23 protein-coding genes and 1 pseudogene are annotated in these 23518 nt (G+C 63.9%); 9 read left to right on the top strand and 15 right to left on the bottom strand.

Annotation, left to right across the window (positions count from 1 at the left end):
• On the top strand, positions 1-1578 hold a 1578-nt coding region (locus tag Q1V43_RS00845; RefSeq protein ID WP_300512959.1), incomplete at its 5' end, for a molybdopterin-dependent oxidoreductase.
• A 490-nt stretch (positions 1579-2068) separates the two neighbouring features.
• Here the strand turns inward: Q1V43_RS00845 and Q1V43_RS00850 are convergent.
• From Q1V43_RS00850 to Q1V43_RS00860, 3 genes are all read right to left on the bottom strand, one after another.
• The gene (locus Q1V43_RS00850) at positions 2069-3991 is read right to left on the bottom strand and encodes an acyltransferase family protein (RefSeq protein ID WP_300512961.1); all 1923 of its coding nucleotides are present in this window, start codon (positions 3989-3991) and stop codon (positions 2069-2071) included.
• A gap of 64 nt (positions 3992-4055) precedes the next feature.
• A complete protein-coding gene (locus Q1V43_RS00855; RefSeq protein WP_300512963.1) occupies positions 4056-6098 on the bottom strand; it encodes an ASKHA domain-containing protein in 2043 nt (680 codons plus the stop codon).
• Between the two features lie 118 nt (positions 6099-6216).
• Positions 6217-6522, bottom strand: a complete 306-nt coding sequence (locus Q1V43_RS00860) for a hypothetical protein (RefSeq protein WP_300512965.1) — start codon at positions 6520-6522, stop codon at positions 6217-6219.
• Between the two features lie 135 nt (positions 6523-6657).
• Between Q1V43_RS00860 and Q1V43_RS00865 the strand changes: the two genes are divergently transcribed.
• On the top strand, positions 6658-7206 hold the full coding sequence (locus tag Q1V43_RS00865) for a hypothetical protein (protein WP_300512967.1): 549 nt from the start codon (positions 6658-6660) through the stop codon (positions 7204-7206).
• Between the two features lie 129 nt (positions 7207-7335).
• Here Q1V43_RS00865 and Q1V43_RS00870 read toward each other — a convergent pair whose 3' ends face one another.
• Positions 7336-7473 carry a hypothetical protein gene (locus Q1V43_RS00870; protein ID WP_300512969.1) on the bottom strand — a complete coding sequence of 46 codons (138 nt, stop codon included), beginning with the start codon at positions 7471-7473 and terminating at the stop codon, positions 7336-7338.
• Between the two features lie 263 nt (positions 7474-7736).
• On the opposite strand from Q1V43_RS00870, the pseudogene Q1V43_RS00875 reads away from it, so the two are divergent.
• Positions 7737-8651: pseudogene (locus Q1V43_RS00875) on the top strand (carbon-nitrogen hydrolase family protein); the annotation flags it as partial.
• Positions 8652-8721: 70 nt separating this feature from the next.
• Here Q1V43_RS00875 and Q1V43_RS00880 read toward each other — a convergent pair.
• The 3 genes from Q1V43_RS00880 to Q1V43_RS00890 are packed head-to-tail and all read right to left on the bottom strand — an operon-like array spanning position 8722 to position 11080.
• Positions 8722-9798 carry a methyltetrahydrofolate cobalamin methyltransferase gene (locus Q1V43_RS00880; RefSeq protein WP_300512971.1) on the bottom strand — a complete coding sequence of 359 codons (1077 nt, stop codon included), beginning with the start codon at positions 9796-9798 and terminating at the stop codon, positions 8722-8724.
• On the bottom strand, positions 9798-10739 hold the full coding sequence (locus Q1V43_RS00885; protein WP_300512974.1) for a methylenetetrahydrofolate reductase: 942 nt from the start codon (positions 10737-10739) through the stop codon (positions 9798-9800). Before Q1V43_RS00885 ends, Q1V43_RS00880 begins: the two co-directional genes overlap by 1 nt.
• A gap of 29 nt (positions 10740-10768) precedes the next feature.
• A complete protein-coding gene (locus Q1V43_RS00890; RefSeq protein ID WP_300512976.1) occupies positions 10769-11080 on the bottom strand; it encodes a virulence factor in 312 nt (103 codons plus the stop codon).
• Between the two features lie 288 nt (positions 11081-11368).
• On the opposite strand from Q1V43_RS00890, the gene Q1V43_RS00895 reads away from it, so the two are divergent.
• Positions 11369-12481 (top strand): Ppx/GppA phosphatase family protein, encoded by a 1113-nt coding sequence (locus Q1V43_RS00895; RefSeq protein WP_300512978.1) that lies wholly within the window; start codon positions 11369-11371, stop codon positions 12479-12481.
• Between the two features lies 1 nt (position 12482).
• Positions 12483-13220 carry an RlmE family RNA methyltransferase gene (locus Q1V43_RS00900; protein ID WP_300512980.1) on the top strand — a complete coding sequence of 246 codons (738 nt, stop codon included), beginning with the start codon at positions 12483-12485 and terminating at the stop codon, positions 13218-13220.
• A gap of 51 nt (positions 13221-13271) precedes the next feature.
• On the opposite strand, the gene Q1V43_RS00905 is transcribed toward Q1V43_RS00900, so the two are convergent.
• Positions 13272-13931: an NnrU family protein gene (locus tag Q1V43_RS00905; protein ID WP_300512982.1), complete on the bottom strand. Its 660-nt coding sequence runs from the start codon at positions 13929-13931 to the stop codon at positions 13272-13274.
• Positions 13932-14079: 148 nt separating this feature from the next.
• Here Q1V43_RS00905 and Q1V43_RS00910 point away from each other — a divergent pair, with 148 nt between their 5' ends.
• From Q1V43_RS00910 to Q1V43_RS00925, 4 genes are all read left to right on the top strand, one after another.
• Positions 14080-15276, top strand: coding sequence for a glycine C-acetyltransferase (locus Q1V43_RS00910; RefSeq protein WP_300512984.1), 1197 nt, complete (start codon positions 14080-14082; stop codon positions 15274-15276).
• Between the two features lie 11 nt (positions 15277-15287).
• Entirely contained in the window at positions 15288-16313 is a 1026-nt protein-coding gene (tdh, locus tag Q1V43_RS00915; RefSeq protein WP_300513021.1) for an L-threonine 3-dehydrogenase, read from the top strand.
• Between the two features lie 254 nt (positions 16314-16567).
• Positions 16568-17602 carry a chemotaxis response regulator protein-glutamate methylesterase gene (locus Q1V43_RS00920; RefSeq protein WP_300512986.1) on the top strand — a complete coding sequence of 345 codons (1035 nt, stop codon included), beginning with the start codon at positions 16568-16570 and terminating at the stop codon, positions 17600-17602.
• Positions 17599-18129: a chemotaxis protein CheD gene (locus Q1V43_RS00925; RefSeq protein WP_300512988.1), complete on the top strand. Its 531-nt coding sequence runs from the start codon at positions 17599-17601 to the stop codon at positions 18127-18129. Before Q1V43_RS00920 ends, Q1V43_RS00925 begins: the two co-directional genes overlap by 4 nt.
• 293 nt (positions 18130-18422) lie before the next feature.
• Here Q1V43_RS00925 and Q1V43_RS00930 read toward each other — a convergent pair whose 3' ends face one another.
• The 7 genes from Q1V43_RS00930 to Q1V43_RS00960 are packed head-to-tail and all read right to left on the bottom strand — an operon-like array spanning position 18423 to position 23422.
• The gene (locus tag Q1V43_RS00930) at positions 18423-18833 is read right to left on the bottom strand and encodes a hypothetical protein (protein WP_300512990.1); all 411 of its coding nucleotides are present in this window, start codon (positions 18831-18833) and stop codon (positions 18423-18425) included.
• The gene (locus Q1V43_RS00935) at positions 18830-19216 is read right to left on the bottom strand and encodes a response regulator (RefSeq protein WP_300512992.1); all 387 of its coding nucleotides are present in this window, start codon (positions 19214-19216) and stop codon (positions 18830-18832) included. Before Q1V43_RS00935 ends, Q1V43_RS00930 begins: the two co-directional genes overlap by 4 nt.
• A 1-nt stretch (position 19217) precedes the next feature.
• Entirely contained in the window at positions 19218-20120 is a 903-nt protein-coding gene (locus tag Q1V43_RS00940; protein ID WP_300512994.1) for a protein-glutamate O-methyltransferase, read from the bottom strand.
• Positions 20120-20599, bottom strand: coding sequence for a chemotaxis protein CheW (locus Q1V43_RS00945; RefSeq protein WP_300512996.1), 480 nt, complete (start codon positions 20597-20599; stop codon positions 20120-20122). The genes Q1V43_RS00940 and Q1V43_RS00945 overlap by 1 nt, the downstream gene beginning before the upstream one ends.
• A 5-nt stretch (positions 20600-20604) precedes the next feature.
• Positions 20605-22767 (bottom strand): chemotaxis protein CheA, encoded by a 2163-nt coding sequence (locus tag Q1V43_RS00950; protein WP_300512998.1) that lies wholly within the window; start codon positions 22765-22767, stop codon positions 20605-20607.
• A 5-nt stretch (positions 22768-22772) separates the two neighbouring features.
• Entirely contained in the window at positions 22773-23141 is a 369-nt protein-coding gene (locus Q1V43_RS00955) for a response regulator (RefSeq protein WP_300513000.1), read from the bottom strand.
• On the bottom strand, positions 23138-23422 hold the full coding sequence (locus tag Q1V43_RS00960; RefSeq protein ID WP_300513002.1) for an STAS domain-containing protein: 285 nt from the start codon (positions 23420-23422) through the stop codon (positions 23138-23140). Before Q1V43_RS00960 ends, Q1V43_RS00955 begins: the two co-directional genes overlap by 4 nt.
• Positions 23423-23518: the final 96 nt, after the last annotated feature.

Below are 23518 nucleotides of genomic sequence, written 5' to 3' on the forward strand. Positions count from 1 at the left end.
CGCGTCACCGAGCCCCTGATCCGAAAGGACGGCAAATTGACACCGGTCCCGCTTGAACAGGCCGTTGATTATGTCGCCAGGACCGCCGCGCATATCCGCAGAAATGACGGCCATGTTCAGGGGTTGATCTCGGCCCGCCAGACCAATGAAACCGCTTTCTTCTTTCAAAAGCTCATGCGGGAAACGTTCAGATCCGGTGACATTCATTCAAGCAGCAGGTTCCCGGGGCTGCGGGACAATCAGGCTGTTGACGCCTTGATGCAAATCCTGAGCGCGCCTGAAAACCGCCGCCCCCTGAAAGCCGCATTGGCTTCGGAGGTGGTTTTCCTGCTTGGCGCAAATGTGACGGAGGAAAACCCGGTGACAGGTTTTCTCATCCGCGAAGCGGTGCGGGATCAGGACAAGCAGCTGCTCGTCACCTCTTCCCGCCCGAGCGGATTGGACGATATCGCGCATGCGTCGTTGCGTTTGCTTCCGGGAAATGAAGCGGTTCTGCTTTCGGCCTTGTGCGGTGACATGGCACAAGCTGCCCCGAACGGCATGGCTGACTTCATTTCCGCATCGCACGCAAGTCTGGACAAGGCCGGCAGCATCACACTGATTGTCGGGTCCGAATTCCTTCGGTCTTCGCTGGCCGCCGGGTGTTTGCAGTGGATCCTGCGGGCCACGGACATATGGAAAGCCGGAGGCAAAGAGGTTTGCGTACACGTCCTGACGGATCGTGCAAATCAACGTGGCCTCTGGGAAATGGGGGCGCTTCCGGGGGCCGGGCCGGGCGGGCAACCGGATCCAGCCTTGTCCCCCCCGTCAAATGCCGTGCCCGACATGGTCTACATTCTGGGTGCCGATCCGGTCGACGGGTCCCCGGATGATAACCCATACCGGTTGGCCGCGCTGGAGACGCCGTGCCTCGTCGTGCAATCCTCGCACATGACCAGGACCGCCGAGATGGCCCATGTCGTTCTGCCCGCACCGACCTATGGGGAAGAGAGCGGAACCTATACGAACAACGAAGGCCTGAAACAGAGGGTGCGGATTTTCCGGGCGTCGCCCGGCGTGCGGACGTGCCAGGAAACACTGGGCCTGATTGCGACCGCGACGGAAACCGCGCTTCGGTCAGGACACGCAGGCCCGGTCGAAGCCCGGTTTTCAGCTGTTGCGGACATTCCGTCCACCGGTATTGCAGATTTCCATCCCACGGTCCCGAACATGGGCGGGAAGGCCGGTTTGGACAGTCCGCAGGTGATTTCCGACAGGAGATCCGGATTAACCCGGTATCTGGTAACGGGAGACGGTCAGTTTCACTCCGGAAACCTGCTGTCGCAGTCGCGCGTCCTGTCATCAATTCGCAACGGACCCTATGTCGAAGTGAACCCGGGAGAAGATTTCAACTTCGAAACGGATGGCCAAATGGTGTCCTTGGTGCGCGGGGAGGCAAGGTTTACCGGTCGCCTGAAAGTCAACAGGGCCTTTGACGAGGACATCGTTTTCGTACCGGAGTGTTATCTTGCCGGATCAGCCGGGAATATCCTGAGCTTCGCTGAATACCCCCTCCGTGTCCGTCTTGAGTTCAGTTGAAGCATATCGACTTGAACCTCAGCCTTGTCGGCGTTGAAACGGCTTGGGCAACCGGTAAGGCTTCGCGGTGGTCGGCCAGCCGGGCTCGAGTTTCGGGGCAAGCCGCGGGGCCGGAATTGGCAGAAGGTCTAACGGCAGCGGAAAGACGAGGGTCGAGGAGTAGCCCGTTGCGATGTCGTCGAGCGCATTGATACAGCGCAGTTGCATCGTGTTGGGTGTCGTCGCCAGCCTCCTGCCGGCCTCGGCCGGTTTCGTCGCTGCCTGCCGTTCGCCCCGGTATCGATCACCCGCGCCCTGTGCAGGGGGACGGCCTGTCTGGCAATGGCACGCACCATGCTTTAACTGGTGTCGGCATGCTTGATCTCGACATTGGCGACCGGAATCGCCCCCGCATCCCGAGCCTGGGCAAATCCTGCTCTACCGTTGAGAGACACTCGCCCGCGACGCTCCATTTGCCCCCCGGGACGAGCGGGTCAACCGGGGGAGCGCCTCATTTCACGGGGTCGAACCAGCCGGTTTCGTCGATCTGCCGGGCAAAGGCGCGGCTGCCGTCCGGGCTGAGGTGGCTGGCGTCGTAGAAGTGTTTTTCCAGCTGCGGACCCATCGCGTTGCATCGCCGGGTATCGGCGTCGCAGGCCAGCGTGCCGCGATCAAGCACGGTGGCACTGCGGGTTTCGGCGATGCGGCGCACGCGGGCGTTGATCTCTGCATAGGCCTGCGTGGTGGCCTGGTCAGCAAAAAATCTTTCGTTCACCGTGCGTTGCAGCTCGGGCCAGACGGCCTCGGGCGGCGGGCCGCTGCTGGCAGCCTCCAGGATCACCTCATCCGCCATGCCGGTCGCAACCGAGCCTGAGAAGACCGGTCCCGACAGCATCACCACCACCTGTTTCCCATCTGCCTGCAGGCGGGCGATGAGGGCGTCCAGAATGGCCAGGTCGCGCTCGAAATAGAGGCTGGCCAGCACCACCGTATCTGAAGCCTTGTAGTTCGGGGCGTCGAGCAGGCCGGTCTCGGGCAACAGCGCCTCGGCAAGGGACAGGCCGAAACGCGACAGGGCGAAACGCCGGGTCGCGCTCTCCGCCTGGGCCAACATGTTGAACACATCCTTGGAATGCGAATTGCCCACCAGGAGCAAGCGTCGCGGGGCGTCGCCCTGCGCCCAGTCCTGCCGGTCGAAGGCGTTGTTTTGCACCGAATAGCCCGGATCATTTGCGATCTCGCGCAGGGGCTGCCAGCTCTCCTCGCGCAGGGTGACATTGTTCAGCACAAAGCCACCGACCTGCGCCTGGCTAAAGCGGCCCGGGAAGCCGTTCATCTCGTGCGTGACCGCTCCTGCGGCGGTCCACAGGACCATGCCGGTAATGCTGGCGGTGAACAGCGTCCAGCGGCGGGGCAGCCATGGATGGCCACGGCGGCGAAAGGGCGCTTCGATGTAGCGCCAACTGAGCCAGGCCAGAGCCAGCGAAGCCAAGGCCAGCCCGGACATCAGCGCCATCGGCGGTGTCTCGCGCAGGGCCAAGCGGGCATAGGCGAACATCGGTTGGTGCCACAGGTAGGCCGAGTAGCTGATCAGCCCGATGCCCACCATGGGGCGCGTGGCAAGAAGGCGGCCGGGCAGGGTGCTGGGGGTGGCGTAGAGTATCACCAGCACGGTGCCGATGACCGGCACCAGCGCATAGAGCGACGGGAAGGGCGTGGCGCTGTCGAACAGCAAAACCGAGGCGGCGATCAGGCCCAGCCCCAGCCCGCCCAGCAGACCGTTCTCTTTCAACGCAGCACCGTCGCGCGCCAGCAGGGCACAGATAGAACCTGCGAACAGTTCCCAGGCGCGGAAGGGGATCAGGTAGAAATTCGCGGTGGGCGCATGGCGTACGCCCCATTCCGCCGCGGAGAGGCTGATGAGGGACAAGACGCAAAGCACTGTCACCGTTGGGTTTCTACCCGTCCGCCACAGGAAGAACAGCAGGACCGGGAAAAGCAGGTAATATTGCTCCTCGACAGCCAGACTCCAGGTGTGCAGCAGCGGTTTTTCTTCGGCGGAGGTGTCGAAGTACCCGCTTTCCTGCCAGAACAGCACGTTCGAGATGAACAGCGACACGGCAGCCAGAGATTGCCCGAAACCGCGCAGCTCGACCGGCATCATCAGCGCCCAGGCGAAGGGCACTGAGGCGACCATGACGGTGAAAAGCGCGGGCAGGATGCGCCGGGCGCGGCGTTCGTAGAACCGCAGGAGGGAAAACTCCCCACGCTCCAGGTCGCCCAGCAGAATCGTCGTAATCAGGAAGCCCGAGATGACGAAAAAGACATCGACGCCGACGTACCCGCCCGAAAATACGGTAAATCCCCCGTGAAACAGGATCACCGGCAGCACCGCGACCGTTCTCAGCCCGTCAATTTCGCGCCTGTAATGCATGTCCGCTCCCGATGCGTTTCAGGAGCGGTTAGCAGGTTTGTGGGCGCGGGCCAAGAGAGGCCCGTCAGCCCCGGCGGCGACGGCGGCGGCCTTCACGGCCGCCTTCGGCGGAGCCGGTGTTGAAGTTGACCTCGGGCAGGTCCACCAGGCTTTTCAGGATCGGGAAGGGATCGGCCGAGTTCGGAATGGCGGAGGCATTGACGAAATGCTCCTGGAACTTCGCCTCGACCGCGGTTTCGACCTTGTGGATCGCGCGCACGGTCTGTTCGATCTCGTGGCGGGCCTCGGTGTTCAGCAGCGCGATGCGTGCGCCGGTGCCCGCCGCGTTGCCTGCCGAAGTGACCTTGTCCAGCTCGCAATCCGGGATCATGCCCAGCACCATCGCGTGTTTCGGGCTGATATGGGCGCCGAAGGCCCCGGCCAGCACGATGCGATCGACCTTGTCCACCTCAAGCTTGTCCATCAGAAGGCGCGCCCCGGAATAGAGCGCCGCCTTGGCCATCTGGATCGCGCGGATGTCGCCATTGGTGACGGTGATCTTCGGACCGCCATCGGCGCTGCCGTCATAAACCAGGTAGGAATAGGTGCGCCCGTCGAGGAAGCAGCGGTCGGACCCGGTCTGTTCCGGCGAGCCGATCAGGCCCGGCCCGTCGACCAGCCCCGCAAGGCGCATCTCGGCAATCACTTCAATGATACCCGAACCGCAGATGCCGGTGATTCCGGTGGTTGCAGTGGCGGCCTCGAACCCGTCCTCGTCCGACCACAGGTCGCAGCCGATCACGCGGAAGCGCGGCGCCTTGGTTGCAGGGTCGATCTCGACCCGCTCGATCGCGCCGGGGGCAGCGCGCTGGCCGCTGGAAATCTGTGCGCCTTCGAAGGCCGGGCCTGTGGGCGAGGAACAGGCCAGCACGCCGTCCTTCGACCCCAGAAGGATTTCCGCATTGGTGCCGACGTCCACCACCAGCATCAGGTCGTCCGACTTGTCGGGCGCCTCGGACAGGGCCACACCGGCGGCATCCGCGCCCACGTGGCCCGCGATGCAGGGCAGGATATAGGCGCGGGTGCCGGGGTTCAGCACCAGCTCCAGATCGGCGGCCCGCAGCCGCAACGCATCCGATGTGGCCAGCGCAAAGGGTGCCTGTCCCAGTTCGAACGGGTCAATGCCAAGGAACAGGTGGTGCATCACCGGGTTCATGACAAAGACCGCGTCCATGATCAGCGACTTGTCGATTTCCGCCTCGGCGGCGATCTGCACGAACAGGGCGTTCAACCCCTCGCGCACCGCACGGGTCATCTCCAGGTCGCCGCCCGCGTTCATCATCGAATAGCTGACCCGGCTCATCAGGTCCTCGCCGAAGCGGATCTGCGGGTTCATGATGCCGGACGAGGCCACGACCTCGCCGGTCAGGAGATCGCAGAGGTGGGCGGCGATGGTGGTCGAGCCAAGGTCCACGGCCAGCCCGTAGATGCGCCCTTCGTAATAGCCCGGCCAGAGCGCGCAGATTGACGGGGTCGAGGTGCCATCCCCCATGTAGACGGCGGCGGTCACGGTCCAGTTGCCCTTGCGCAGCACCGGTTGCAGGTCGCGCAGCAGATGGTGGTCGATGTCGAGGCTGTCGAGCTGCATTTCGCGCTTCAAGGCCTCGCAGAGCCGCTCCAGATCCCCGGAGGGCTTGTGCATGTCGGGCTGTTCCACCTCGACGTAATGCATGCGGATCGAAGGGTTGAGGATTATGTCGCGCACTTCGGCCCGTTTGCGCACCACCTGGCGATGCACCTGGCTTTCCGGCGGCACGTCGATGACGACGTCGCCCTGAACCGTCGCCTGGCAACCCAGACGGCGACCTTTGGGCAGGCCGCGGATCGTGTCATAGCGCTCCTCGACCGAATTCCATTCGGACAGGGCGTCCTCGGATACGGTGACACCGTGTTTGGGGAATTCCCCGAAGCTGGGCGTGACCTGGCATTTCGAACAGATGCCCCGTCCGCCGCAGACCGAATCCAGGTCCACGCCCAGTTGGCGGGCGGCGGTCAGGATCGGGGTGCCGGTGGGGAAATGGCCCCGTTTGCCGGAGGGGGTAAAGATGACCAGAGGATCTTTGGACATGTGCGCGCGTCTCCCTTTGGAATGGTTTTAACCCGCGGGCGGGCGGGTTCAAGGGTGGAACGCGTCGCGGCTTGATAGGAAAGCGGCGTGTTTCGGTACAGACGCGCAGTTCAGATGCTCAGTTGAGGTGAACGGCCCAGGTGCAGCGGTCGAAGGGCGCATAGGCGTACATCTGTTCCTTCCCCCCGGCAGGGAGGCGTCGCGAGCAGCCTTCGAAGGCGTCCTCTTCTTCATAGACCGAGGCGGTGCCGGGGAATGCGCTGTCGAGGCAGAGCTGTGCCTGCGGGGCCAGCCAGTCGGCCAGTCTCGCCCCGTCATCCGCCGCCACAGCAAAGAAATGCCTCTGTTCGGACGCATTGGTCACGCAGAGCGTTTCGGCCTTCAGGGGCAGGGGGATCAGCAGGAAGAGCACCAGATATCGCATGGTGCCAGCCTGCGCGGGGCCGGGTATCCGGGTCCAATCACGACCCATCGCGATGTGGTGATCAGAGTTGCCCGCACGTGATCGAGGGTCCCGTTAGGCTCGGGGCATTGGTTTATCGGAGAAGAGGAGAGGATGATGAAACAGTTGACCGTTTTCGCCGCGGCAACGCTGATGCTTGCGGGCACGGCCTCCGCGCAGGAGTTCGGCACCGACGACGACGCAGCCTATGCCGCCACGCTCTGGGAGGCGATGGTTGCCCTGCGACTGGCCGGGGACGGCATGATCCGCAGCTTTCCCTACGAGGGGATCGAACCGCACGGGCTGATGCTGGAAACCTTCTATACCGAGGCCGAAGTAAACGGCCACAAGGGCACCCTGATCGTGAAACGCAATTTCGGCCCGGAAGGTGTTGAAGTGGATCAGGTTCTGGCCGATCCCGCCACCCATCTGGGCGCCTACACGGTGATGTTCCAGCGCGAGGAAGGCTATGACGCGGACAATCAGAACTGGTTCTGGGTGAAATACCTGCCTGACGGTGCGCTCGACATGAACGCGGGCGGCATGCGCCTGGCGGGCCGTGTGGCGAAAGGGGCCGAACAGGGCTGCATCGCCTGCCATTCGGTTGAAGACGACTATATCTACACAACCGATGCGCCAATGGCGATGGGCGCGATGATGAAATGAGCGCCCCGCCGGCGTGATCGACAACGCACAGGGGCCGCAGCTCGAAGAAGCTGCGGCCCTTGTCTTTCGTGTCAATGCATTCGTGACCCGCTCCGGACAGGGGCGGTCGCGCCCCGCCGGAACGCCCGATTACATTACCGGGTTGCCCATCTTGTCATAGGTGACTTCGGGCTCCATCGGCTCGACAACCATCACTTCTTCCTGGGCGGCGCAACCGGCCAGAATCGCGGCGACGATAAGCAGCCCGGCGGCTTTGAGTTTCAACATACTGACCTCCATCAAATTTATCTATGAATTCAGCCTGCACCCTTTTTCGACGTGTTGCAAGAATTGCCTCCCTGCGCGGCGGCGGATTGCTGAAGTGACACAGGAGAGGTGAACAGGGTCTCGGCCCAACCGTTGCCCCGGGTGAGGTTTGGAACAATTTCTTTGCACATCGGGGAATGACACGAGTTTTCTGGAATATTTTCCCGCCTTCGGGCCGGATCGGACGATTAACAGGAGGGATTGAGATGTAAGTCGCAGTTGTCCAGGAGCCGCCGGTCTATTTGAACAAGCCGAAGTCAATTGCCCGCGCAGTCGACCTGATTGGTCAGGCCAAACGCAAGGGAGGCGAATTGGTGGTGTTTCCCGAAGTCTGGCTGCCAGGCTATCCGACCTGTGTCTGGCGTCTGCCGCCCGGGGCAGGCATGGGCAAGACGGACGAACTGTTCGCCCTGTCGCAGGCCAACTCGGTGGACATGAGCAAGGGTGATCTGGATCCGATCCGGGAAGCGGCCAGGGAATACGGCATGGTCGTGGTAATCGGCCACCAGGAGGTGGATGGTGCGATCAGCGGCTCGACCCTGTTCAACAGCGTGGCGATCATCAATGCCGACGGAACGCTTCTCAACAATCACCGAAAGCTGATGCCGACCAACCCCGAGCGCATGGTCTGGGGCTTTGGCGACGGGTCGACCCTGAAGGTCGTCGAAACAGCGGTCGGCCGCCTCGGCGCGCTGATCTGTTGGGAAAACTACATGCCGCTGGCGCGTTACGCGCTTTATGCCCAGAACATCGACATCTATATCGCGCCGACCTGGGACAGTGGGGATAGCTGGCTGGCGACCATGCAGCATATCGCCCGGGAAGGCGGCTGCTGGGTGATCGGCTGCGCGACTTCGATCGCGGCCAGGGACATTCCCAACGGGATCCCGCATCGCGCGGACCTGTTTCCCGATGCCGATGAATACATCAACCCCGGTGACGCGGTGGTATACAAGCCGTTCGGAGGTGTCCATGCCGGGCCGATGCGCAAGGAAAAGGGGCTGCTGATCTCGGACATCGACGTAGGTTCTGCGGCAGCGTCCCGGCGCAAGTTCGACGTCTGCGGACATTACGCCCGGCCTGATGTGTTCACCCTGAATGTGAACCGAAGCCCGCAATCGCCGATAGAGTTCTCCTGACTGAAAAAAAAGGGCCCGCGAGTGGCGGGCCCTTCCGTTTGGATCTTGCGGATATGTTCCGCCGTCTTGATCAGGCCGAGCGGCGACGGCGGCCACCGCGGCGGCCTCCGGCAGCGCCACCGGCGTCACCGGCGGGCTTGTTGAGGCGAATCCACTCGGCGCCGCCCTCGTCGTTGTTGGTCAGGAAGTTGGCGGCGCGGATCGCCTCCATCTCCTTGCCGGCGCGCGGCTTGGTCGAGCCCAGGTTGAAGATCTGGCAGATGGTCTCGTCGTCCATGTCGGCCGGGATGACGATGCCCTTGGCTTCGATCTCGGCGCGTTTTTCGGCCAGTTTCTTGGGGCCGATCGGGATCGCGACCGGGTTCATGATCGCCGAGGTCATGCCGGTGGCCATGGCCATCGGCAGGAAGGCGTTGTTGATGCCGTGACGGTTCGGCAGGCCGAACGAGATGTTCGAAGCGCCACAGGTGGTGTTCACGCCCAGCTCGTTGCGCAGGCGGTGGTTCAGTTCGAACACCTGCAGGCCAGCGGTGCCCATCGCGCCCACGGGCATGACCAGCGGATCGACCACGATGTCATGGGCGGGGATGCCGAAATCGGCGGCGCGTTCGACGATCTTCTTGGCCACGGCAAAGCGCACTTCGGGGTCTTCCGAGATGCCGGTATCGTCGTTCGAGATCGCGACGACCGGCACATTGTATTTCTTGACCAGCGGCAGCACCATTTCCAGGCGCTCTTCTTCCCCGGTGACAGAGTTCAGAAGGGGACGGCCCTTGGCGGCTTCCAGACCGGCTTCCAGCGCGCCGGGGACCGAGCTGTCGATGCAGAGCGGGCAGTCGGTGACGGCCTGCACGGTTTCGACCAGCTGACGCATCAGCTCGGGTTCGACGAAGTTGTTGTCGGCGTAACGCACGTCCTCGGCCATCTTGTTCGAGAACACGGCGCCCGAGTTGATGTCCAGCACGGTGGCCCCGGCGGCAACCTGGGCCAGGGCGTCGGCTTCGACGCGGCTGAAGTCACCGGCTTCCAGTTCGGCGTTCAGAATCTTGCGGCCCGTGGGGTTGATGCGCTCGCCGATCACGGTGAAGGGCTGGTCAAAGCCCATGATGGTGGTCCTGGTGGCGCTTTCGATGATGGTACGGGTCATTAGACGTCCTTTACGGGGTTGACGGGAACGGTGCTTTCGCCGCCGTTGTTGATGGCCCAGGTGGCATTGGTCTTGATACCGCCCAGCGGGAAGAAGTGGACCTTCTCGATGTTGAAGTCCGGGTTTGCGGCCTTGTGCGCGGCCAGGTCGGTCAGGATCTCGGTCGGCTCATGCGGCAGCAGCAGCTTGGACACGTCCTTGGCGCGTTTCTGCAGCACTTTCAGCGAGGGGCCGACGCCGCAGGCGATGGCGAACTTGATCATGGTCTGCAGCTTGGCGGGACCGGCGATGCCGATGTGGATCGGCAGGTTCATGCCGCGTTCGGCCAGCTCACCCGCCCATTCGATGACCGGCTGGGCCTCGAAGCAGAACTGCGTGGCCAGGGCCATCTTGGCGTCGGTGCGTTTCGCGTATGCCTGTTTCCAGTCCAGCGCGGCATAGGTGTTGGTGCGCCCGCCCTTGGGGTCGATGTCCAGGTTCGGCTCCGGGTGGCCGGCCACGTTCAGGTGGGTAAAGCCTGCCTTGTCGAACAGGCCGGTGTCCAAGAGCTGCATCGAATCGGTGAAGTCACCCTGCGCCTTGGGAATGCCGCCCGCCAGGATCAGGCCCTGTTTCACGTCGGCTTCGCCCTGGTACATGGCGATCCAGTTTTCCAGGGTGGCCTTGTCCTTGATGATGCGCGCCGGGAAATGCGGCATCACGTCGAAGCCTTCGGCCTTTACGCGCCTGGCGGTGGCGACCATGTCCTCGATCGGGGTGCCGTCGATATGGGCGATATAGACGCGGGTGCCTTCCGGCAGCAGGGTGCGGAAGTCGTCGACCTTGCCGGCGGTGCGCGGCATGATCTCGATCGAGTAGCCCTGCAGGAAGGCTTCCAGCTCGGGATTGACGGTGGTGGGCGCGGCCTCGGCCGCCTTTTTCTTGAAGTTCAACAGCGCCATTGCTGCCTCCCATATGCTGCGGCGGTGGCTCATGCCCAGCCGTTGTTGGCGATCAGCGCTTTCAGGCGCTCCTGGTCATATTCCGCATCGATGCGCTCTGCCTCGGCCCGGGCGATCTCGTCCTGATCCCCTTCGACCGTGAACGGGTCGGCCTTGCGCCACTCCGCCAGGTAGGCATCGGTATCCGCCGCGCCCACTTTCATGGCTGCCCGGTCGATCGCCTGTTCGAAGCGCTCGGGCAGGGGGCGTTTGGCCCCGCGGCGTCCCCCGCCACGTCCGGCCCCGCCCACGATAACCTGGGCCGGGATGTCACGCCAATATACGATGGTCACGTCGGGCATTGCGATTCCTCATCTCCTCGTTTTTCCCTTCTACGCCGGGTTCTCCGCCGTCAAAGGGCAAATTTCGACACAGGAAAAGCGCTCAGCGACACGCGCAGCCCTCGCCGACCCTTCGATAGCCTTCACAGCCCCGATGGGCCACAGCCGGGGGCGTGAAAGTTTCTCATGATGATTATCGGTCCGTTCCCTCCGGGGGCGCAGGTTTCTCCCGCGCGAGGGTTTACAGGGATTGCACCCGGGCGGCTGGCGGCCTACCTTGGGGGCAACTCGAAATGGAGGGCGTGTATCATGGCGCCCAAGCGTCCCAAAGGTGCGGGCGCGTTCCCGAAACCGGTCGAGCCGCCCGCGCCTGACCAGAAGGATCCGGTGGAGCTGTACGCAGCCCTGGACCTCGGCACAAACAGTTGCCGCATGCTGATTGCCCAGCCGAAGGGCAGTCAGTTTCACGTTGTGGACAGTTTCTCGAAATCGGTGCAGCTGGGGCATGGGCTGGAAAGCTCGGGCCGGCTGTCGCGCGCCTCGATCGGGCGCACGATCCACGCGCTGAAGATCTGTCAGCGCAAGCTCAAGAAACACCGGGTGAAGAACATGCGCCTGGTCGCGACCGAGGCGTGCCGACGGGCCAGGAACGGCCGCGACTTCATGCGAATGGTCCGGCGCGAGACGGGGCTGCGCATGGAAATCATCAAGCCCGAGGAAGAGGCCCGTCTGGCGGTCATCTCCTGCGCGCCGCTGGTCTCGACCAAGACCGAACAGCTTCTCGTGGTGGATATCGGTGGCGGCTCTACGGAACTGGTCTGGATCGACCTCGCGACCGTGCCCCCGGCGGAACGGCCGCGCGCGATCATGCGCATGCGCGGTGCGCTGACGTCCGATCCCGGCCCGTTTCCGGCGGCCCGTGTCGTGGACTGGATTTCCGTGCCCCTGGGCGTGGCCACCCTGCGTGAGCAGTTCGATGACGTGCGGGAAGACGCTGCACGGTTTGCGCTGATGAGCTGCGCCTTCGAGGAACAGCTTGAAACCTTTCTGCCCTTCCACAACGACCACGCGCGCGAGGGGTTCCAGATCATCGGCACCTCGGGCACGGTGACGACCGTGGCGGCGACCCACCTGGGGCTGCGCCGGTACGATCGCAACAAGGTGGACGGGCTGCGGATGAGTTCGGACCAGATCGACGAGGTGATCCGGTCGTACCTGAACCTTGGCCCCAGCGGGCGGCGCGCCGATCCGCGCATCGGCAAGGATCGTCAGGCGCTGATCATGTCCGGCTCGGCCATTCTTCAGGCGCTTCTGCGCATCTGGCCCACCGACCAGCTCTCGGTCGCGGATCGGGGGTTGCGCGAAGGGCTTCTCTATTCACAGATGTCCAGCGACGGTGTGCTGGAAGACGGGGTGTACTGACATGGCGGGTGTCTATGGCAAAGGGAAGAACGGCGGCAGGAAGAAGGGATCGTCCGGGCGCGGACAGCGTGACCTGACCGTCAAGGTCAAGACCGCGCGCGGACGGCGGTCGAGTTCGACGCGCTGGTTGCAGCGTCAATTGAACGACCCCTATGTCGCGCGCGCGCAGGCCGAGGGCATGCGCGGGCGCGCTGCCTACAAGATCATGGAGCTGGACGACAAGTACCGCTTCCTGGTGAACGGCGCCCGGGTGGTCGACCTGGGCTGCGCGCCCGGCGGTTGGGCGCAGGTCGCCGTGCCGCGCATCAATGCTCTGGGCGAGAAATCCGGCAAGTCGGTCGGCACCTACCTGGGCGTCGACCTGCAGGAGGTCGAACCGCTGGCCGGCGCCCGGTTCGAAGTGCTCGACTTCATGGAGGACGACGCGGATGTCACGGTGAAGGACTGGCTGGGGGGCAAGGCCGATGTGGTCATGTCCGACATGGCCGCCGCTTCGTCTGGCCACAAGCAGACCGATCACCTGCGCATCATCGCGCTTTGCGAGGCCGCCGCCTATTTCGCCTTCGACGTGCTGGAAGAAGGCGGGACTTTCGTCGCCAAGGTTCTGGCCGGGGGGGCCGAAGGCGAGTTGCAGAAGCTCCTGAAAAAGAAGTTCGACAAGGTCGCGAACATGAAACCGCCCTCGTCACGGTCCGACAGCTCCGAGAAATTCGTGGTGGCGACAGGGTTCCGGGGCTGATCCGCGTCAACCCGGCACAGGGCTTAGGGCAGGTGGCTTAGCGCAGGGGGCTCAGGGCAGAGGGTAAACACCGAGCACCGGCCCGTGCAGATGCAATAGCCCCAGATAGATCACGCCCGCCAGCACCAGCCGCGCGACACCGTTCACGCTGGGGGCAATGCGGCGCGTGGTGTTGGACAGCCGCGCCCATTCCTGCGCGCCCAGGAGCCGCTTCTGACGCCGGTCGATCAGTTTCATTCCCATCAGGGCAAAGCCGCCGAACAGGCCAAACAGGATCACATGCGCGAGGTTGCCATTGGGCACCAGGTGCGACCCCGCCCAAAGCGCCAGCGCCACCAGCAAAGGATGACGGATCCATCCCGCCAGACCGGGATTGCGCGGGTCAAAACGGTCATTCTTCGCCCCGCCGAAGCTCAGCGGGTTGGGTCGCCCGATGGCCAGAACCGCGATCGCCACCGCCAGCGCCATCGCCGTGACCGGCACGTGGTTCTGCCACATCGCCCAGGGCCAGAGGATGACGATCGGGGCGCGGGCGGCCGCGAAGATCACCCAGGCCAACACCGCCGTGGACAGGGCCGAATAGGCCAGCGTGAACCCCCGCGCGCCCAGCCGGCCAACCAGGGCGGCTTTCACGCCCGGCCGGGTTGGGATTGAGTGGGACAGGAAGAAGACCGCGAAGGCCAAAAGGAACTCACCCCAACCACCCAGCATGTCCGACTCCTTTGCCCGGGAAACTTCCCGGCACCCTAGGCCCGGCCCTCGTGAAGGTCCAGCCACCCGGCTGCGACATTTGCTGACGTTTTTCCTCGCCATCCCGCCCGGGGCATGGTTAGGCTCACAGGGGCAAGGGAGGCTCAAGATGCGTGCACGCGACAGATTCACACTGGACCTGGACCAACGGCTCGAAGGGCTGCGGGGCGAGGGGCTTTACAAGGCGGAGCGGGCACTTGCGGGACCGCAGGGCGGCGTGATCGACCTTGTGGGCGAGGGGCAAACGATCAACCTCTGCGCCAACAACTACCTTGGCCTGGCCGACCACCCGGACCTGGTCGCCTCGGCCAGCGAGGCTCTGGAGCGCTACGGCTACGGCATGGCCTCGGTGCGGTTCATCTGCGGCACGCAGGAGGATCACAAACAGCTCGAAGCGCGGCTGTCCGCCTTTCTGGGCACCGAGGACACGATCCTCTATTCGTCCTGTTTCGACGCCAATGCGGGCCTGTTCGAAACGCTGCTGGGGCCGGAGGACGCGGTGATTTCGGACGCGCTGAACCATGCCTCGATCATCGACGGCGTGCGCCTGTGCAAGGCGCAAAGGCTGCGCTACGCGAACTCTGACATGGCGGACCTGGAGGACAAGCTGAAGGCGGCCCAGGGCGCGCGCTACCGGCTGATCGCCACCGACGGGGTCTTTTCCATGGATGGCTATATCGCCAGGCTGCCCGAGATCTGCGACCTGGCCGAGGCTTACGACGCCATGGTGATGGTCGATGACAGCCATGCCGTGGGCTTCATGGGCGAAGGCGGGCGCGGTACGCCGGAACATTGCGGCGTGATGGAGCGGGTGGATATCCTGACCGGCACGCTGGGCAAGGCGCTCGGCGGGGCTTCGGGCGGCTATACGGCAGGCCCCGCGCCGCTGGTCGACTGGCTCAGGCAGCGCTCGCGCCCCTACCTCTTTTCCAACGCCCTGGCGCCGGTGATCACCGCGACCACGCTGACGGTCCTGGACATGGTCGAACAGGGCGGCGATCTGCGCGCGCGCCTGCTGCGCAATGCGGCGCATTTCCGCGACCGGATGAGCGCGCTCGGCTTCGACCTTCTGCCCGGCGAGCATCCGATCATCCCGGTGATGCTGCGTGACCCGCAGCTGGCCCAGGACATGGCCGCCGCGCTGCACGACCGCGGCGTTTTCGTCACCGCCTTCTCTTTTCCGGTGGTGCCGATGGGACAGGACCGCATTCGCACACAGATGAGCGCGGCCCATGACCCGGGTCAACTGGATGATGCAATCGACGCCTTCGCCGCCGTGGGCCGCGAACTGGGAGTGATCAGCTGATGGACAACATGATGAAGGCGCTGGTGAAGGCCAAGCCCGAGGAAGGCCTGTGGATGGAGCGCGTGCCGGTGCCCGAACCCGGCCCCACTGAAGTGCTGATCAAGGTGAAGAAAAGCGCGATCTGCGGCACGGATGTGCATATCTGGAACTGGGATGAATGGTCGGCGGGGATCGTGCCGGTGCCGATGGTCGTGGGTCATGAGTTCATGGGCGAAATCGTCGAGCTGGGCACGGCGGTGACGGATTATCACGTCGGCCAGCGTGTCTCCGGCGAGGGGCATGTGACCTGCGGACATTGCCGCAATTGCCGGGCCGGCCGGGGGCACCTGTGCCGCAACACCCTGGGCGTCGGCGTGAACCGCCCGGGCAGTTTCGCCGAATATGTCTGCTTGCCCGCGCGCAACGTGGTTGCTCTGCCCGGCGATGTCCCGGACGAGATCGGCGCCATCCTCGACCCGTTCGGCAATGCGGTGCACACCGCGTTGTCCTTCGATCTGGTGGGCGAGGATGTGCTGGTCACGGGGGCCGGGCCGATCGGCATCATGGGCGCCCTGGTCGCGCAGAAGGTCGGAGCACGCAAGGTGGTCATTACCGATATCGCGCCCTACCGGCTGGAACTTGCCCGCCGCATGGGGGTCGAGCATGTGGTCGATGTCTCTGCCGTGACCCTGCGCGAGGTCATGTCCGATATCGGCATGACCGAAGGCTTCGATGTCGGGCTTGAAATGTCCGGCGCCCCGGACGCCATGCGCCAGATGATCGCGCGCATGAATAACGGCGGCAAGCTGGCGCTGCTGGGCATCGCGCCCACGGATTTCGCCGTCGACTGGAACCAGGTGATCTTCAAGATGCTGCAGATCAAGGGTATCTACGGGCGCGAGATGTTCGAGACCTGGTACAAGATGATCGCCCTGATCCAGACCGGCCTGGACCTCTCGGGGCTGATCACCCACCGCATTTCCATTGACGAATATGCCGAGGGATTTGCGGCCATGCGGTCCGGCATGGCGGGCAAAGTGGTGATGGATTGGGGCTGAGGACCGGCCGCAAGCACCTGAAATGAATTGATTACCCCTTCTCTGGCGGCAAGCGGAGAATGTTGCGGGCATTAACGAGGCCGCAACACCTGATGGTCTATCGTGACACGGGTCGCCCCGAAAGGTGCCCGTGAGCGGGCCGGCGTGGCGCTGGCGGGAATCGCCCCGGTCCTGGACCCGTTCGAAGAACATGTCGGAGGGACCGGGGCAACTTCTGAGAGGCTCAGGCTCCCTCGGCAGGGAAAGAGGCACGGATGCACAAGACGACACGGGTTCTGATCGTGGATGACAGCCCAAGCATGCGACGGCTGATCCGGATGGGCATCGAGCCCGACCCGCGGATCGAAGTTGTCGCCGAGGCCGGATCAGCGCGCGAGGCACGAGAAGCGGTCAATCGTCATGCGCCGGACGTCATGACGCTGGATGTCACGATGCCCGGGATGGACGGGTTGGAATTCCTGCGCAGGCTCATGCGGACCCGCCCCATGCCGGTGCTCATGCTCTCTTCGTCGATGGGAAAAGGCAGCGAGGAAGCCGTCCGGGCCTTGTCGCTGGGCGCTGTGGAGTGCCTTGAAAAGCCCCGCTTCGGGTCCGTTGGACGCCTCTATGAACAGTTGGCGGATACGCTGGTTCTTGCGGCAAAGGCACAGGTGCGCGGGCGGCGGCGTCTCCCCGTCATGCCGGGCTTGCGGCAACCCGGCGGCTGGCAGGAGAAAACGGTGATTGCGGGTGCGTCAACCGGCGGTATCGAAGCCCTGGGGGCCCTCTTGTCCGCCTTCCCAAGGGACTGCCCGCCGACGTTGATCACGCAGCACATGCCGGCGCAGTTCCTCGCCAGCTTTGCCGACCGTCTCAATCGGAGCTGCGCCCCGGACATTCGCCTTGCGCGCGATGGAACATCTCTGCGCGAGGGACGCGTTCTGATCGCCCCGGGGGGCGAGACACACCTGGAACTGTCCGCCGACGGGGGGCATGTCGTCCTGCGCAGGGGACCGAAGATGACCGGCCATAGGCCATCAGTCGATGCGCTGTTTCGTTCGGCGCTTCCACAGGCGCCCCAAATCGTTTGCATTCTCCTGACCGGTATGGGATCTGATGGGGCGCAGGGCATGTTGGCCCTGAAGAGAGCCGGTGCCTTCTGCATCGTGCAGGACGAAGCCAGTTCGGTGGTCTATGGAATGCCGCGCGTGGCGCATGAGCTTGGCGCCGCGCACGTATCGCTGCCGCTTTCGGACATTGCCACACGGGTGCTCGATGAGATTTCCCTGAAGTCGGAGGTCCGCGCATGAACGCGCTCAGAGGGCATCCCGACTGGATGCAACGAACCTATATCAGCCAGGGCGAGCACGCGGTTTGTGCCGGTCCCGACCAGGTGATCGCAACCCTGCTCGGATCCTGCGTTTCGGCCTGCCTCTGGGATCCCCGGTCCGAAATCGGCGGCATGAACCATGTTCTCTTCGTCGACGACAATGCCAACGCGGCGCAGGTCTTTGGCCACGGGGTGAACGGCATGGAACTTCTGATCAACGGATTGGTCCACAGGGGGGCAGATCGCCAGAATCTCAAGGCCAAGGTTTTTGGTGGCGCCCGCATGATCGAGGGGCTGTCAGATGCCGGCCTGCGCAACGGGCAGTTCGTGCTGGATTTCCTCTTGCGGGAGCGGATACCGCATGTCGGCGGGGACCTGGGAGGAGACAAGGCGCGCCGCTTGGAGTTCTGGCCCGGTACCGGTCGCGCACGAATGAAACTGGTTGCCAAACCCGTCCCGCTCACCCCGCCTGCGGTCAAGCCGGCCTCAGAGGTCGAACTTTTTTGAGCGTCGGCCATGCGCGCGGGGTGTTGGTTTCGGGCGGTCCGCCACTTCATGCGGCGCGTGCTTGCCCCGGGGGCGATGATCTCCCCCGTGGAAGGATCGGCGCAAATGGAGCCTCCGCGACCGCTCATGCTTCTGGTCTCGCAGCGGCGCCGCGTACATGATCCTGTGACCCGACCTTTTTCTCTATCGAGCCGTCTACAATACGAGTGGCCGCTGCGCCGAGTGAAAAACGCGCGCCCCTTGCCCCTGGTCCACCGAAACTGGCAGGCGTGATTACGAAAAACCCGATCTGCCTACAGCCAGCTAATGTCGTTTCCCTGCGTCATCGCAGTGTCCTTGTCCCCACCCGCCGAATCTCTATCGCACAGGCGGTTGCGCAGGGACGGTAGACGCATCGTGTTCAGGACCGTGTCGGTGTCGATCTCGACCTCCGGCCTCAGGGTCGCGACGGCTTCGAAGAGACAGGCAAGGTCGGCCAGGGTTTGTTGCAAGCGATCAATGTCCTGCAGAACATGCATTTCGGCGGCAAGATCAGGGTGTTTACTCCTTTCGAGCAGCCGGGTGATCACCCATTGCAGTTCGGTACAGCTGCGTGCCGAGTTGGCCAGTTCGGTCGAACAGCTGCCCAGCAGACCGCCCAGCGTCATCGGCTTGTCACCTGTGGTTTCCTGTTGCGGGACCTGCATCTGGACGTTTCCGCTCACAGTCGGCCGACTATGGCTTCGATCGCCCTGCGCAGATCGTCCGGCTGGAAAGGTTTTTTCAGGAAGTTGTTCATCCCGAGTTGCTTGCCATGTTCGATGATCTCGCGGTCCGCCTTGCCGGTGATCAACAGAAACCCAACTCCCCGGGTTTGCGGTGCGGACCGCAGGGCATGCAGCAATTGCAATCCGGTCATACCCGGCATGTTCATGTCCGAAATGACCAGGTGGACCGGCCAGCTGCTGATCTTCTGCAATGCGCTGGCTCCGTCGGCGGCGCTTTCCACGTGGCGCACCCCGAAACCGTCCAGGGCCTGTGTGATCAGACCTCGGCTGGTCGACATGTCATCCACGACGATTGTTCTGAGTTGGTCGCGAAGAGCCATGTTACTCTCCTTTCATGAGCGCGGGGCGCGGGGGGGGCGGGGCAGGCGGGGGGCAACGCTGATAGGCGGTATCGCCCCGGTTTGAAAACAGCTTGGAACAATTCTCGGAGACCCTCTCCGAATGCCCCAGGAACATCCAGCCTTCCGGGTGAAGGACCTCGGCAAACCGGTGCCACAGGCGGTTCTGCGTGGCGGCGTCGAAATAGATCACGACATTTCGACAGAAGATGACGTCGAACCTGCCCCTCATCGGCCACCTGTCTTGCAGGTTCAGTTCGCGAAACACCACCATGGACCTCAGGGCCGACGAGACAATCTGGTGGTTTGCCTCCCGTGGGCAAGGGGTGAAATGGGCCTGCCGATGGGCCTCGCTCAACCCCGTCATCATGCTGTCGTGGTAACGCCCGACATGCCCGAAGGCGACAACCTTGGGGTCGATGTCGCTGGCAAGGACTCGGAAATCGGCCCTTTCGGGCAGGGGGCCAGCCTCCAGGAAGGCGATGGCCAGCGAATAGGGTTCCTGGCCATTGGAACAGCCGGCAGACCAGATCCGTACCCTGCCCCCCGTGGCCAGCCTCTGCCGCAAGGCAGGAAAGACCTCTTCCTGCAAACGGGTGAAGTGATGACCTTCCCGAAAGAAGTTCGACACGTTCGTCGTAAGCGCCGAGATCATTTCGCGGCGCTCATTCCGGCCTGCGTCGCTTTCGACAAGTTCGGTATACTGTTCGAAGCTGCCAATTCCGAGTTTGCGCAGGCGGCGGGCCAATCGAGTGCGCACCATGGCAGATTTGGAGGGTGCGATAGCAAGACCCGCCTCGCTGTGGGCAAGCCCGGCCAACCGATCGAAAGCGGCTCTGTCCAGCGGCGGGCCGGCAATCGGCGAAGACAAGGCGGGCGGGGGCATCACGCGGCTTCCTCATTCGCGGGCGGCAGGATCGCGTTCAGGTCGAGGATGCGGATCATTCGCCCGTCGATGATTGTCAGGGCCGTGACGAAATTGCGCTCGTTATCGGCGGGCATGTCCGGCGGGGGTTGCATCTCGTCCTCCGGGATGGCCAGGATATCGGACACAGCGTCAACCATGAGCCCGACCGTTCGGTCCCCGACCGCCACGACGATAATCACGTTTCGATCGCTTTCGACATCACTGTCCATGCCCAGGCGCCTGGACAGATCCATGATAGGCAGGACCGTGCCGCGCAGGTTGATCACGCCACGTACATAGTCCGGTGAATGGGGCAGGGATGTCGCCGTTGCGCCGCCTCGGATCTCGCGCACCGACATTATGTCGACAGAGTAGTCCTGCCCCCCGACCAGAAAGGACAGAAGTTCGATTTCGGTGGCATCTTTCTGCTTGGCGATCTGTTTGCCGGCGTCGGTCATGTTGGTCATCCTGCTTTGGCGTCAATGGGGCGGGGAGGGCGGGTGCGGCCGCTGGCCTGGGCAACCAGGTCGACGGGGTCGAGAATGAGGGCGATCTGGCCATCCCCGAGAATGGTTGCGGCCGCAATGCCGGGCACGCGCCCATAGCTGTCCTGCAACCCTTTGATCACCACCTGGCGTTGGTCCTCGATCGCATCGACGACCACTGCAGCAGGGTTGCTGTCCTCCTGCGCGATCAGGAGCACCACGCCACCCGCGTAGTCTTCGAGCGGATCGCGGTAGCCCAGTTCGGCGCCGAGATCGAGCAAGGGAACGAAATTGTCGCGAATGTTGACGACGTGGGTTTCGGGGCCGAATTCGCGAATCTCTTCCCTGGTCAGGGCCAGGGTTTCCAGGATTGAATTCAGTGGTACGACCAAGGTCTCGCCGGCAACCCGCACGACCATGCCGTCAAGCACGGCCAGGGTCAAAGGCAGCGAGATCGAGAAGGTCGTGCCCTTGCCCTGTTCGGAGGTGATCGAGATGCGCCCGCCCAGCGCCTGGATCGAGCTGCGGACCACGTCCATGCCGACGCCGCGGCCGGACAGGTTCGACACCTCCTCGGCGGTGGAAAATCCGGGCAGGAACAGCAGGTTGTCGATTTCGCTGTCGGTCAGCGGCAGGTCCGGTGTGATCAGGCCTTTCATCTCGGCAATCGCCCGGACCTTGTCACGGTTGATCCCTCCGCCGTCGTCCGCGACCTCGATCACCACCCGGCCGGAGCGGTGCATGGCGGTCAGAGTCACCTTGCCTTCGGCGGGCTTGCCGGCGGCGATGCGGTCCGCAGTATTCTCCAGACCGTGGTCGACGGCGTTTCGGATCATGTGGGTCAGAGGGTCGGCGAGCCGTTCGATCACCGTCTTGTCGACCTCGGTGTTTTCACCATCGGTCCTCAGGTGCACCTCCTTGCCGACATCGGCCGACGATTCGCGCACGATCCGGGCCATGCGTTGAAACAGCGACTTCACCGGCTGGGCGCGGATCATCATCACGCTTTCCTGAATGTCGCGGGTCAGCTGCAGGAATTCCTCAAGCCCGGTGCGCACGGCGGAGTTCGGCGGCAGTCCGGCTTCTTCGACGCTCTGGGTCAGCATGGCCTGGTTGATCACGATCTCGCCCACAAGGTTGACCAGCCGGTCGATCCGGTCGAGGTCGACACGCACGGTTGCGCGGGGCGGCGAGGGGGCCGGGGGCCTGGCTTTCGGGGCTTCAGCCGCGGTCAACTCAGCCGCGGTCACTTCAGGTGTCGTCACTTCAGGCGTCGTCGGGCCGGGGGCGGGGGCGGCGGGATATGGAGCGGTCGCCACGTTAGCAGCGGCGGCATCTGCCCCCGGTGGATGCAGTTTCGTGATGTCGGCGCCCCCGACTTGTTCTGTCACCTCCAGATCGCAGAGCCCATCGACGAATTCGAAAACCTCGCGAATGGCGGCTTCACCCTCACTGGTGGTGAGCGTGATTTCCCAGGCCAGAAAGCTCTGTTCCGTTTCCAGACTGTCCAGGGTTGGCAGGTCTCGGTCCTGGCAGGTGATCTCGATCTCGCCCAGGTCACGCAGGGCGCGAAACAGGAACAGGGGTTCGTTCCCGGCGGCGTAAAGGGATGCCGCGGGCGAAAAGCGGATTGACCAGACCGGGGGGGCGGGTGCGTCCCCGGGCGGCGGCGTGTCGGTGTCCAGCCCCGGCAGATCCAAAGACACGGCCATCGGTTGAAACGCGACCTCCTCCGCGTCCGGCGTATCGTCCTGTGTGCCCATGAGCGCGTCCAGCCGGTCCAGCACAGGTGCGGCGCGGGCGGGGTCATGGTCGAGCCCGTCACGGCTGTCGCGCACCAGGTCGCCCAGCATGTCGCCGCATTGGAAGAAGAGCTTGAGCAGATCGCCATCGGCAGCCAAACGGTGGGCGCGCACCTCGTCCAGTACGGTTTCGAACCGGTGGGCGAACGCCACCAGCTCGTCCAGGCCAAAGGCCCCGGCGCCGCCCTTGATCGAGTGTACGGCGCGGAACACCACGTTGACCGTCTCGTCGTCCCGTGCGCCGTCAAACATCGCCTGCAGGCCGTCCTGCAGCGCCTCGAGAAGCTCTTCACATTCAATGAAGAACGAGGCGCGGATTTCTGCCATCGGATCGGACATCGGCCTTACCCCGCTACCATTCTGACGGCTTTGACCAGCTTGTCCGGGTCAAAGGGTTTCACGATCCAGCCGGTCGCCCCGGCTTCTCGTGCGCGCTGCTTCATCTCGGTCGCGCTTTCGGTGGTCAGCACAAGGATCGGAACGGCGCGGAATTCGTCACGTGCGCGCACGGCGTCGATGAACTGAAACCCGTCCATGCGGGGCATGTTGATGTCGGTGATGATCGCATCGGGCGGGGGCATGTCGTCGAGCAGGTCGAGCCCGTGCACCCCGTCCTCGGCCACTTCGGCGTCGATGCCCGCGCCCAGCAGCGCCAGCCGCACCATGTCGCGCATCGTGCGGCTGTCGTCGACGGCCAGAACCTGGATGCTCATTCCTCGCCCTCCCACCTGGTCACGGTCTCGGGGGAGAAGCCCAGCAGGCACAGCTGGTCGGCGCAATCATCGGAGGTGTTGATCAGGGACAGGCTGTGACCGGTTTCGGTCCAGCTGCGCGCGGCGGCCTGCAAGACCTGTACGCCAAGGGCCCCGAAATGGCAGACATGGGCCGCGTCCAGGACCAGGTCCGTCCCCCGGTGGGTCAGGATCGAAGCCGCCAAGCCGGAGGCCGTTCTGATATCGAGCCGCGGGTCGAGCGTCAGCGTCGTGCCGTTCATCCCATCCCCCCCAAACTGCAAAACATGCCAGTCATCGCAAATGCCCTTTGTTCATCCGGTCCACTCCGGTGTAGGGCAGGGGAAGTTAAGATAGGC

Origin of the sequence: Aliiroseovarius sp. (assembly GCF_030148435.1) — a bacterium.
Taxonomy (GTDB): domain Bacteria; phylum Pseudomonadota; class Alphaproteobacteria; order Rhodobacterales; family Rhodobacteraceae; genus JASBTN01.

What these genes read in the sequence shown, in the direction of transcription:
- Q1V43_RS00855 (WP_300512963.1), bottom strand. Translation starts at nt 6,098, where the DNA reads ATGTCCAAAGATCCTCTGGTCATCTTTACCCCCTCCGGCAAACGGGGC.
- Q1V43_RS00945 (WP_300512996.1), bottom strand. Translation starts at nt 20,599, where the DNA reads ATGACCGACGCCGGCAAACAGATCGCCAAGCAGAAAGATGCCACCGAA.
- tdh (WP_300513021.1), top strand. Translation starts at nt 15,288, where the DNA reads ATGAAGGCGCTGGTGAAGGCCAAGCCCGAGGAAGGCCTGTGGATGGAG.
- Q1V43_RS00860 (WP_300512965.1), bottom strand. Translation starts at nt 6,522, where the DNA reads ATGCGATATCTGGTGCTCTTCCTGCTGATCCCCCTGCCCCTGAAGGCC.
- Q1V43_RS00895 (WP_300512978.1), top strand. Translation starts at nt 11,369, where the DNA reads ATGGCGCCCAAGCGTCCCAAAGGTGCGGGCGCGTTCCCGAAACCGGTC.
- Q1V43_RS00850 (WP_300512961.1), bottom strand. Translation starts at nt 3,991, where the DNA reads ATGCATTACAGGCGCGAAATTGACGGGCTGAGAACGGTCGCGGTGCTG.
- Q1V43_RS00870 (WP_300512969.1), bottom strand. Translation starts at nt 7,473, where the DNA reads ATGTTGAAACTCAAAGCCGCCGGGCTGCTTATCGTCGCCGCGATTCTG.
- Q1V43_RS00900 (WP_300512980.1), top strand. Translation starts at nt 12,483, where the DNA reads ATGGCGGGTGTCTATGGCAAAGGGAAGAACGGCGGCAGGAAGAAGGGA.
- Q1V43_RS00960 (WP_300513002.1), bottom strand. Translation starts at nt 23,422, where the DNA reads ATGAACGGCACGACGCTGACGCTCGACCCGCGGCTCGATATCAGAACG.
- Q1V43_RS00885 (WP_300512974.1), bottom strand. Translation starts at nt 10,739, where the DNA reads ATGGCGCTGTTGAACTTCAAGAAAAAGGCGGCCGAGGCCGCGCCCACC.
- Q1V43_RS00950 (WP_300512998.1), bottom strand. Translation starts at nt 22,767, where the DNA reads ATGTCCGATCCGATGGCAGAAATCCGCGCCTCGTTCTTCATTGAATGT.
- Q1V43_RS00955 (WP_300513000.1), bottom strand. Translation starts at nt 23,141, where the DNA reads ATGAGCATCCAGGTTCTGGCCGTCGACGACAGCCGCACGATGCGCGAC.
- Q1V43_RS00920 (WP_300512986.1), top strand. Translation starts at nt 16,568, where the DNA reads ATGCACAAGACGACACGGGTTCTGATCGTGGATGACAGCCCAAGCATG.
- Q1V43_RS00940 (WP_300512994.1), bottom strand. Translation starts at nt 20,120, where the DNA reads ATGCCCCCGCCCGCCTTGTCTTCGCCGATTGCCGGCCCGCCGCTGGAC.
- Q1V43_RS00880 (WP_300512971.1), bottom strand. Translation starts at nt 9,798, where the DNA reads ATGACCCGTACCATCATCGAAAGCGCCACCAGGACCACCATCATGGGC.
- Q1V43_RS00935 (WP_300512992.1), bottom strand. Translation starts at nt 19,216, where the DNA reads ATGGCTCTTCGCGACCAACTCAGAACAATCGTCGTGGATGACATGTCG.
- Q1V43_RS00865 (WP_300512967.1), top strand. Translation starts at nt 6,658, where the DNA reads ATGAAACAGTTGACCGTTTTCGCCGCGGCAACGCTGATGCTTGCGGGC.
- Q1V43_RS00925 (WP_300512988.1), top strand. Translation starts at nt 17,599, where the DNA reads ATGAACGCGCTCAGAGGGCATCCCGACTGGATGCAACGAACCTATATC.
- Q1V43_RS00890 (WP_300512976.1), bottom strand. Translation starts at nt 11,080, where the DNA reads ATGCCCGACGTGACCATCGTATATTGGCGTGACATCCCGGCCCAGGTT.
- Q1V43_RS00910 (WP_300512984.1), top strand. Translation starts at nt 14,080, where the DNA reads ATGCGTGCACGCGACAGATTCACACTGGACCTGGACCAACGGCTCGAA.
- Q1V43_RS00905 (WP_300512982.1), bottom strand. Translation starts at nt 13,931, where the DNA reads ATGCTGGGTGGTTGGGGTGAGTTCCTTTTGGCCTTCGCGGTCTTCTTC.